This window comes from Pseudomonas sp. GM79 (genome assembly GCF_000282495.1).
GTDB lineage: Bacteria > Pseudomonadota > Gammaproteobacteria > Pseudomonadales > Pseudomonadaceae > Aquipseudomonas.
This window is the reverse complement of record NZ_AKJE01000098.1, coordinates 1-9834: the sequence shown is the minus strand read 5'-3', so window position 1 is coordinate 9834 and position 9834 is coordinate 1. Positions and strand designations below refer to the sequence as shown.

Here is a 9834-nt window from a genome sequence, read left to right as displayed (position 1 = left end):
GCTCCCACATTTGACCGCGTTCCCCTGTGGGAGCGGGCTTGCTCCCACATTTGACCGCGTTCCCCTGTGGGAGCGGGCTTGCTCGCGAAGGCGGCCTCACAGGCGCTGAACATCCAAGCAGACCTCCCCTCATCGAAACCATCGATGCTCTCAACCCATCAGGAGTTTCCATGACCCGCAAAATTCCCGAGCCAGACCTCAATTACCTGCAAAAAGTCCTGCTGGAAATGCTCGCCATTCCCAGCCCCACCGGGTTCACCGACACCATCGTGCGTTACGTTGCCGAACGTCTCGAAGAGTTGGGCATTCCCTTTGAGATGACCCGTCGCGGCACCATCCGCGCCACCCTCAAGGGCAAGCAGAACAGCCCGGACCGCGCCGTCTCCGCCCACCTGGACACCATTGGCGCGGCGGTTCGCGCGATCAAGGACAACGGTCGCCTGACCCTGGCGCCGGTCGGTTGCTGGTCCAGCCGTTTTGCCGAAGGCAGTCGCGTCAGTCTGTTCACCGACAACGGCGTGATTCGCGGCAGCGTGTTGCCGCTGATGGCTTCCGGGCACGCGTTCAATACTGCCGTGGATGAAATGCCGATCAGCTGGGATCACATCGAACTGCGCCTGGACGCCTACTGCGCCACCCGCGCCGATTGCGATTCGCTGGGGATCAGCGTCGGCGATTTCGTCGCCTTCGACCCGTTGCCGGAGTTCACCGAAAGCGGCCACATCAGCGCCCGTCACCTCGACGACAAGGCCGGCGTTGCCGCACTGCTGGCGGCGCTGAAAGCCATTGTCGACAGCGGCGAAGAGTTGATGATCGACTGCCATCCGCTGTTCACCATCACCGAAGAAACCGGCAGCGGTGCGGCGGCGGCCCTGCCTTGGGATGTCAGCGAATTCGTCGGCATCGACATCGCGCCGGTCGCGCCCGGCCAGCATTCCAGCGAACACGCGGTGAGTGTGGCGATGCAGGATTCCGGCGGGCCTTATGACTATCACTTGTCGCGCCACTTGTTGCGGCTTGCCAGCGACAACGAACTGCCGGCGCGTCGCGACCTGTTCCGCTATTACTTCAGCGATGCTCACTCCGCCGTTACGGCCGGCCACGACATTCGCACCGCCCTGCTGGCCTTCGGCTGCGATGCCACCCACGGCTATGAACGCACCCACATCGACAGCCTCGCCGCCCTGAGTCGCCTGCTCGGCGCCTACATCCTCAGCCCGCCGGTGTTCGCCAGCGATGCACAACCGGCCAAGGGCTCCCTGGACCGGTTCAGTCACCAGATCGAACACGAGACGCAGATGGAAAGTGACACGCGGGTGCCGTCGGTGGACAGCTTGATTGGGCAGCGTTCAGACGGTTGAGTTTTACCTGTAGATGTTCGGTGGCTGAACGATCGTCTTCGCGAGCAAGCCCGCTCCCACAGGTGACCGAGTTCTTTCATAGGAATGCGGTCGAATGTGGGAGCGGGCTTGCTCGCGAAGGCGGTAGATCAGGCACCACATCAGCCCCAGGCTAGCCGCAACCGCCCATTCGCCGTAGCATCGCGCCATTGTTTAGCCGAGGTGCCTTATGCTGATCCCCCACGACCAACTTGAAGTCGACACGCTGACCCGCCTGATCGAGGATTTCGTGACCCGCGACGGCACGGACAATGGCGATGACACACCGCTGGAAACCCGCGTGTTGCGTGTTCGTCAGGCATTGACCAAGGGCCAGGCGCTGATCGTCTTCGATCCGGAAAGCGAGCAATGCCAGTTGATGCTCAAGCACGACGTGCCCAAGCACCTGTTCGACTGAGACCCTTATCGGGCTTTGGCTTTGACCTGTTGAACCTGGATGCGCTCATAGACTTCGGCGCGATGTACGTTGACCTGCTGCGGCGCTTCAACACCGAAGCGCACGCTGCTTCCGTTGACGGCGAGAACCCGCACGGAAATGTTGTCACCAATGGAAATCAACTCGCCCACAACGCGACTGAGTACAAGCATGGCATTCATCCTTCAGGGTTACCGGCCCTTGAAGATGCCCGGCGCGTAGCGGGTCTTCAATGCAACGGCAGCAAAACAGTCTTGCCCTACAGCCCATGAGGCTTCGCCCTGACGGACGTGTCCGACAAACCGGTTAGATGAAGGACCGATCCTTCAGGAAGCGGAAAAGCGCGGGCCAAACAGGATGACGCTCGCCCCGATCACACACAGCGCCACGCCAATCCAGTCCGAGCCCAGCGGACGAATCCGCTCGACCACCGCCAGCCAACCGATCGACGCAATGATGTAGATGCCACCGTAGGCGGCATAGGCGCGGCCGGCGTAGCTCGCTTCGACCCGGGTCAGCAGTACCGCGAACAAGATCAGGCTGAGCAACGCCGGGATGATCCACCAAGCGCTTTTACCCTGGCGCAACCACATCCAGAAGGCGAAGCAGCCAGCGATTTCAAACAGCGCGGCGAAGAAAAACCACAGGTAATTGAGCATGCAGATGTCTCGTGAGGATGACCGGTTGCGGCCACCCTAACGACGGTCTTGCGCACGGGCAAGTTCAGCCTGCGGATTGTTTGGCCTTGGCGCGCATTTTGTCGGCCATCACGGTCATTTCGTTGTAGAGCAACTGCGGATCTTTCTGTTTGATCGCCCAGGCCATGCGCCCCTGTTCGTGAGGCAGAATCAGGAATTCGCCGGCGGCGACCTGCTGATAGATGTAATCGGCAATGTCGGCAGCGGTGATTGGCGAGCTTTCCAGCAACTTGCCGACCTGGGCTTTCATGGCCGGAGTCGGGCCGCGGAAAGAGTCCAGCAAGTTGGTCTGAAAGAACGACGGGCAGACCACATGCACGCTGACTTCCTCGTGGGCCAGTTCGATCAACAGACTTTCGGACAAAGCCACCACACCTGCCTTGGCCACGTTGTAGTTGCTCATGGCCGGACCTTGCATCAGTGCGGCCATCGAGGCGATGTTGATGATCTTGCCTTTGCTTTTCTCCAGTAGCGGCAGGAAGGCCTTGCAGCCCTTGACCACACCCATCAGGTTGATCGCGATCTGCCAGTCCCAGTCTTCCAGCGACAGTTCACTGAAGAACCCGCCCGAGGCCACGCCGGCGTTGTTAACGATGACGTCGATGCCGCCGAACTTCTCTTCACAGGCTTGGGCGAACGCCGTCAGCTGGCTGTAGTCACGCACATCGCAACGCTGGATGAAACCGTCACCGCCCGCTTCGCGAACCAGCTTCAGGGTTTCTTGCAGGCCGGGTTCACTGACATCCGACAAGGCCAGTTGCCAGCCTTCACGCGCCCAACGCAGCGCGATTTCGCGACCCAGGCCTGAGCCCGCGCCAGTGATCATCATGCGATTTTGCATAGCAAACAGCCTTGTTGTTCCGGGGAAGATGCACCGAGTGTAGCGAAGGATAATGCGCGACCCACGCTCCATCAGATTGCTGAATGGCCAGCAATGAACCACGACGCGGTCCGGTTGTTTCAACTTTGAGACGCAGTAAAAGAAATAAACGTGCTTTCCAAATACATTAAAAAAACCTGGAATTTTTCTTCATATCCATGAGTCGGATTTTGTAAGCAGCTAGGATTAATACAAGTCCAGCTGATCGCTAAAACGCTAGGTCAATCCACAACGCTTCCAACAAGGAAACAGACATGGGCACAATTCTTATCGTTATTCTTATCCTGTTGTTGATAGGTGGCTTGCCGGTCTTCCCACACTCCAGAAGTTGGGGTTACGGCCCGTCAGGTATCATCGGCGTGGTGTTGGTGGTGCTATTGATCCTGCTGCTACTCGGCAAGATATAAAGGTTTTGCCGGCAAAAAAAAGAGGCCCTGCGAAGGGCCTCTTTTTTATTGCGCCAACACTTAGTCCGGCTTGCCGTCAACCACACCGGCGGTGTTATCGATCAGGCTTTTGGTGGCCGTCTGAATGAACGACTCGAGCTTCTGCTTGAGCGCCGCTTCATCAGCCGATGCCGGGATCACTTCACCTTTCGGATTGGCGCCCAGTTCGTATTGATACAACTTCGGCGGCATCTCTTTGGGCAGTACCAGCACGCGATCCCCGGTAAGCAATGCAACCGTCTGATCGCTGCCCGACGGCTTGATCACGCCAAAACCCTTGTCGCCTTCCGGCAGGTTCAGCAAGTCGCGACCCCAGCATTGTTGAATCACCTCTCCACCAATACGGCCCATGATGGTCGGCACGATGTCGATCTGGGTGCCGACGGTATGGTCGACCTGGCCGAATTTTTCCTGGACGCCCGGCCCGATCAGCAGCATCGGCACGTTGAAACGACCCAGGTCCATTTCAGTGATCTGCTGTTCGTTGCCAAAACCGTGGTCGCCGACCACCACAAACAGGGTTTCCTTGAAATACGGCTCTTTGCGGGCCTGTTCGAAGAATTGACCCAACGCCCAGTCGGAATAGCGCATGGCGGTCAAGTGTTCGTTGAGGTTGCCGCGATCGGTCACAGGCTTCACCGGCAATGGCGTCGGCAAAGCGTACGGCGTGTGGTTGGACAGCGTTTGCAGCAAGGCATAGAACGGCTTCTTGTCCTTGCCATCGCGGGCCTTCAATTCTTCCAGGCCACGGTTGAACATGTCCTGGTCGGACACGCCCCAGGTCGGATCGGAGAACACCGGGTTGACGAAGTCATTACGCCCGATGAAGTTGGTCATGCCCTGGTTGCTGAAGAAGCCCGACTGGTTGTCCCAGGCGAAGTCGCCGTTATAGACGTACACATCGTCGTAGTCACGGGCACTGAGCAACTGCGGCAGGCCGGACAGTTTGTGGCTGCCTTCAGGCGTCTGCATCAGGTATTCGAAACCCGGCAAGTTCGGGAAGCAGGCCATGGTGGCGAACATGCCCTGGTGGGTATGGGTGCCGTTGGAGAAGAAACGATCGAACAACAGGCCTTCTTTCGACAGTTTGTCGAAGTACGGCGTGATTTCACCCGGACGACCCAGAGCGCCCACCGAGTGACCGGCGAAGCTTTCCATCAGGATCACCACGACGTTCTTGATCGGCAGTGTCTTGTTGGTGTCGGGGCTGAAATTGCGACGCACCGCGGCGGTCTCGGGATCGACCAGTTTGTCACTCGGGGTCAACAACAAATCGCGCACGGTCTGCTGGGCCAGGGGCTGTGGCAGTGTGGCTTTCCAGACATTGTCGCGATGTTCGGACAGCCGGCTCTTGGCCGCTGCGATCAACGATAGCGTGCCGTTGAGGCCCAACTGATTGGCGAAGTTGGAGTCGGTGGTGTAAACGTCACCCCAACGCAGCGGCGGGCCTTGACGCAGAGTGCCACGAGCGGCGACCACGCAGACCAACAGGCAGACCACGAATACTACGACACGCGCATACCACGGAGCGACCTGCCGCGTACTGATACTGCCACCGCTGAACGGCCCGCGAGGACGCGTGGCGCGATCGGCGCCCTTGAACGCAAGCGTCAGAATCAACGTGCCCACGGCCCAGGCCAGCAGGTAGCGAACCACCGGAAAACCGTACCAGAGCATGCTCACCACGGTTTTCGGGTCTTCTTTCACGTACTGGAAGACCAGACCGTTGAGGCGCTGGTGGAACTCGCGGTAAAAGTCCATCTCCATCAGGCCGAGGAACAGCGCGATGCTCGAGACAACGGTCAGCCACAACCGGAAAAACCCGCGGGCGGCCATGGCCCTGGCACTGAACAGGGCCAGCAGCAGCGGAATGCTGAGGTAAACCACCAGGCGCAAGTCGAAACGCAGGCCGTTGGCGAACGCTTCCAGAAAGGTCGAGGCCGGTGTGTCGAGGATCATCGAGCTGTTGTAGACCAGCAGCGCCACGCGCAGCAGGCTGAACATGACCATCATGACCAAGGCACACAATAGCGTGTAGGCCAGATGCGATTTGACGGTCGGTTGCAGCAGGCGACTAGAAGCTCGCTGCTGACTCAGGGCGTCCGGGTTTGCCATGTCGTTTTAGGACCCATTGGAAGTTGAAGTTTCAAAAATACAGCGGCGCCTTGCCTGATGCAGGTCGGTCAACCTGTGGGAGCGGGCTTGCTCGCGAAGGCGGCGGTACAGTCAACATTGATGTTGTCTGACACACCGCTTTCGCGAGCAAGCCCGCTCCCACATGGATTTAGCTGACCGGCATCAGCTGTCTCGCCCTCTGTTGGCCATCCTCGGCCCCGGGGCTTGCGCTGCGCAAATGTTGCACGATCAATCGCGGCATTACCATTGATTACTGACCCGCAGGCCGACTGTCGCTTGTAGCGTTGTGGGACAAGAGACGTGGTGCAAAGTTGCGGAGGCGGACTGGTTGGGGCGCGAGTGAATTGTCTTGGAGGCTTTGTGAAAATTTCGTTCAACGCATATCCAGAAACAAAATAAAGCCCCGCCCTTGGTAAAAAAGCAAACGCCCCGATCAAATCGGGGCGTTGTTGAACGGGTATTATCAAAAGTATACGCGGTTACTTCTCGGCGCGTTCTTTCAGGGCTTTGAGGGTGTTGAACGGCGCATCGACCACAAACTTGTTGGCCAACCACGACGGCACGCTGCCGCCGGGTTCGGTATGGGCCTGATAAGTCACTTCGACTTGATCGCCCTTAGGCACGAGCTTCCAGAAACCTTTGACCTGGGCCACCCGTACAAAACCTTTTTCTTCCGGGACGTACTTGGGCTGCCCTTCCAACTCGCGGGTCAGGCTGCCATCGGCGCCTTCAACAGTGGTGACATGCAATACGGAGTCGCGAGGAGTGACCGGCCAAGGGGTATTGAATTGGGTGTAGGTCCAGCTCTGGTTACCTTCATGTTTGAGCAACTTCTGAGTCTTGCACTCGTGAATCCATGCACAGGCACCCGGCACGTCTTCCTGCAATGCACGCAGTTTGGCCATGGTGGTCTTCATGACGGTCACGCCACGGTAAGCCTTGTATTGGGAACCGGCCACTTCACTCAAGGACACCTTGATGCCCTCTTCTTCCTTGGCGGTTTTCCATTCTTCGGCCTGGGCCGTGGAGGCCAGTAAAACCGTCAAACCACACAGCACAGCCATACGATGCAGCGAACCCATAGTCTTATTCCTTATTGTTGAAGTTCCGTTCGTTGAACCCATCACGCGGCCGTCATTTGCTCCCACCAGCCCAGCAACTTGATCGCTTCGTCGCTGCTGCTTCCGCAGACCTCGACATCGGCTTCAAATGCCGAACACACCGCAGGACGTTCCGGCTTGCCGAAAATGCTGCACAGGTTATCGGTAGACAGCTGTATGCATCGTTCTCCGGCGGCTTTGCCATTGGGCATTCCGGGAATCGGCGAACTGATGGAAGGGGCAATGCAACAGGCGCCACAGCCTTCACGGCATCTCATGACGACAAGCTCCTCGCGACGGGTAAAGGGACGTGGCACAGAGTAACGGCTAAAACGACTGTTTAAAATTACCTGAGCCCGGGTTTTTTCGCTCAAACGAGCGTGACTGACCAGTCTCCGACAAAGCGTCTGGTCCGCGGGTCACGAATGGGAGGGATTTACTGCTTGAACTCGAATTCCAGCGCCGCGCCTTCAACTTCCCGACGCTCTTCATTGCGCAGTTGCAACTGCATTTCGTTGCTGAGCAGGCGTCCGTTGAGCTGGAACGGGCTGCTCTTTTCACCGAACATTTGCGGCAACAGCGCATCGTGTCGGGGCAAGGTTACCGTGCCGACCGGCTTCAGTTCTTCGACCATGTCCTTGGGCAAGCTCAAGTCGAGATTTGCGGAAGGGAGTTTGGTTTTCACGACTTCACTGACCGGTTTCGACTTGGAAGCAATGGGGGAACGTTTCTTCACCGCTGCAGCCTTCTTTTTGGCCGGCGCTGCTTTTTTGACCGGTGCCGCTTTTTTCGCGGTGGTGCTGGCTGTCGGCTTTTCCTGAACGGAAGCCGCCATGACGCCTTCCGGGTGACAGGTCATTAACAGGCAGATCAACAACCAGGCGGCAGGAAAAATCGGCTTCATGGACCCAACGGTGTGAACGGCAGAAGGCTATATGCTCGCCTGTTGGAGACGACAAGACAAGCGGCCAGTTCAGAACTGCCCAGCCGCTCAAAAACCGCTCGCCGTCTCCTGACAAAGTTGCGTCGCCAGCAAACCCAACGTCATCAATGCACGCTCGGCCTCGCGGTTCCAGGGGATGCCACAGTTCAGGCGAATGCAGTGATTGAACTGCTCGGTGTTACTGAAAATCAACCCCGGCGCAATGCTGATGCCCTGCTGCAACGCACGCACATGCAGTTCCTGCGTATTCACGCGCCCCGGCAGGCTGACCCACAGAATGAAGCCGCCGGTGGGTCGGGTCATTTGCGTCCCTTCAGGGAAGTACTGCTGCACCGCCAGCTGAAAAGCGCTGAGGTTCTTGCGGTACTCCTGACGGATGTAGCGCAAATGCCGGTCGTAACCGCCGTTCTCCAGATAGGCCGCTATGCCCATTTGCGTGACGCTACAGGCTGAATGGGTGCTGAAGGTCTGCAAGCGCTGGATTTCCTGCTGGTACTTACCGGCAATCATCCAGCCGATGCGCACACCGGGCGACAGGGTTTTGGAGAAGCTGGAGCAATAGATCACCCGATCCAGTCGATCGTAGGCCTTGAGGGATTTGGTGCGACCCTGCTCAAACATCAGTTCGCCGTAAATATCGTCTTCGACGACCTGGATATCGAAATCCGAAGCCAGGCGCAGCAATTGTTTCTGCCGCTCTTCGGGCATGGTGCCGCCTAAGGGATTACTCAGGCGCGTGGTCAGCACCAGCGCCTTGATCGACCACTGGTTGGCCGCCAATTGCAGGGCTTCGAGGCTCATGCCTGTGGCTGGATCGCTGGGGATCTCGATGACTTTCAGCCCCAGCAGGTCGGCCAGTTGCAGCAAACCGTAATAGGTTGGCGACTCGGCCGCGATCAGGTCGCCCGGCCGGGTCAATACGCGCAGAGACATCTGCAACGCATCGACGCAGCCGTGGGTGATCACCACTTCCGACGGGTCGACCACCACGCCGGCGTCGCGCATGCGAATTGCCACTTGCCGACGCAACGGCTCGAAACCGGGGCTGAACATGTAGCTGAACGCCCGCGGGCTATGGAAACGGGTGACTTTGGCCAGTTGCTGATGCAGCGCCCGTACCGGCAGATAGTCAACGCTCGGTACGGCGGCGCCCAACGGGAAGACGCCTTCGCGGCGGGATTCGACCAGGACTTGCTGAATGATGCTGCTGCGGGTGACGAGGCCAGGTCGCTCGACCCGTGCGATGTCCGGGGTGGGCGCCGTGAGCGCCGGCGTCTGGTGCACGTAGTAACCGGATTGCGGCCGGGCACGAATCAGCCCCTGATCTTCAAGGTTGGCGTAGGCCTGCAACACCGTTGCATGGCTGACGTTGAGCTGCGAGCTCATCTTGCGCACCGAAGGCACGCGCTCCCCCGGTTGATAGACACCGCGGCGGATGTCTTCGGCCAGTTGCTGAGCAATACGTTGGTAGAGCAAGAGATTGGTCATGACGCAGCACTCGATTTCACGGGCATTTTATTCTTGTGTGAAACAATACCGGAACAGTTTAGAAGTGTACTGGGACAGTTGCCACAATAGTCGACCGTACAGTGCAGTGTCAGCAAAAACTGTACTGTTTTTACTGGAATCGCGAGGCAATTGGCAGGCACAAAAAAACCCGACGCTGCTGAACAGGCCGGGCCGTAGGGCTACGCAAGAACTGCGTAGAACCGTAGGAACCGTAGGAGCCGTAGGAACCGTAGGAACCGTAGGAACCGTAGGAACCGTAGGAACCGTAGGAACCGTAGGAACCGTAGGAACCGTAGGAACCGTAGGA

The 9834-nt window shown here is 58.4% G+C and carries 12 protein-coding genes; 3 read left to right on the top strand and 9 right to left on the bottom strand.

Annotation, left to right across the window (positions count from 1 at the left end; translation table 11 throughout):
- Positions 1-170: 170 nt before the first annotated feature.
- Positions 171-1361, top strand: coding sequence for an osmoprotectant NAGGN system M42 family peptidase (locus PMI36_RS04625; RefSeq protein WP_008075153.1), 1191 nt, complete (start codon positions 171-173; stop codon positions 1359-1361).
- 208 nt (positions 1362-1569) lie between these two features.
- Positions 1570-1797 (top strand): YheU family protein, encoded by a 228-nt coding sequence (locus PMI36_RS04630; RefSeq protein ID WP_003199186.1) that lies wholly within the window; start codon positions 1570-1572, stop codon positions 1795-1797.
- 5 nt (positions 1798-1802) lie between these two features.
- On the opposite strand, the gene csrA is transcribed toward PMI36_RS04630, so the two are convergent.
- From csrA to PMI36_RS04645, 3 genes are all read right to left on the bottom strand, one after another.
- Positions 1803-1988: a carbon storage regulator CsrA gene (gene csrA / locus PMI36_RS04635; protein WP_008075152.1), complete on the bottom strand. Its 186-nt coding sequence runs from the start codon at positions 1986-1988 to the stop codon at positions 1803-1805.
- A gap of 153 nt (positions 1989-2141) precedes the next feature.
- Positions 2142-2474: a YnfA family protein gene (locus PMI36_RS04640; RefSeq protein WP_008075151.1), complete on the bottom strand. Its 333-nt coding sequence runs from the start codon at positions 2472-2474 to the stop codon at positions 2142-2144.
- Between the two features lie 64 nt (positions 2475-2538).
- Positions 2539-3354, bottom strand: coding sequence for an SDR family oxidoreductase (locus PMI36_RS04645; protein WP_008075150.1), 816 nt, complete (start codon positions 3352-3354; stop codon positions 2539-2541).
- Between the two features lie 293 nt (positions 3355-3647).
- Here PMI36_RS04645 and PMI36_RS30995 point away from each other — a divergent pair, with 293 nt between their 5' ends.
- Positions 3648-3800 carry a DUF3309 family protein gene (locus PMI36_RS30995; protein WP_008012020.1) on the top strand — a complete coding sequence of 51 codons (153 nt, stop codon included), beginning with the start codon at positions 3648-3650 and terminating at the stop codon, positions 3798-3800.
- Between the two features lie 60 nt (positions 3801-3860).
- On the opposite strand, the gene PMI36_RS04655 is transcribed toward PMI36_RS30995, so the two are convergent.
- The 6 genes from PMI36_RS04655 to PMI36_RS04680 all read right to left on the bottom strand — a co-directional run.
- Positions 3861-5954 (bottom strand): LTA synthase family protein, encoded by a 2094-nt coding sequence (locus tag PMI36_RS04655; protein WP_008075149.1) that lies wholly within the window; start codon positions 5952-5954, stop codon positions 3861-3863.
- Positions 5955-6454: 500 nt separating this feature from the next.
- Positions 6455-7057, bottom strand: a complete 603-nt coding sequence (locus PMI36_RS04660) for an START domain-containing protein (protein WP_008075148.1) — start codon at positions 7055-7057, stop codon at positions 6455-6457.
- A 41-nt stretch (positions 7058-7098) separates the two neighbouring features.
- On the bottom strand, positions 7099-7353 hold the full coding sequence (locus PMI36_RS04665) for a YkgJ family cysteine cluster protein (RefSeq protein WP_008075147.1): 255 nt from the start codon (positions 7351-7353) through the stop codon (positions 7099-7101).
- A 158-nt stretch (positions 7354-7511) separates the two neighbouring features.
- Positions 7512-7979 (bottom strand): hypothetical protein, encoded by a 468-nt coding sequence (locus PMI36_RS04670; protein ID WP_008075146.1) that lies wholly within the window; start codon positions 7977-7979, stop codon positions 7512-7514.
- 87 nt (positions 7980-8066) lie between these two features.
- The gene (locus PMI36_RS04675; RefSeq protein WP_007903895.1) at positions 8067-9506 is read right to left on the bottom strand and encodes an aminotransferase-like domain-containing protein; all 1440 of its coding nucleotides are present in this window, start codon (positions 9504-9506) and stop codon (positions 8067-8069) included.
- Between the two features lie 130 nt (positions 9507-9636).
- The coding region (locus PMI36_RS04680) for a hypothetical protein (RefSeq protein WP_008075133.1) at positions 9637-9834 on the bottom strand (198 nt) is incomplete at its 5' end.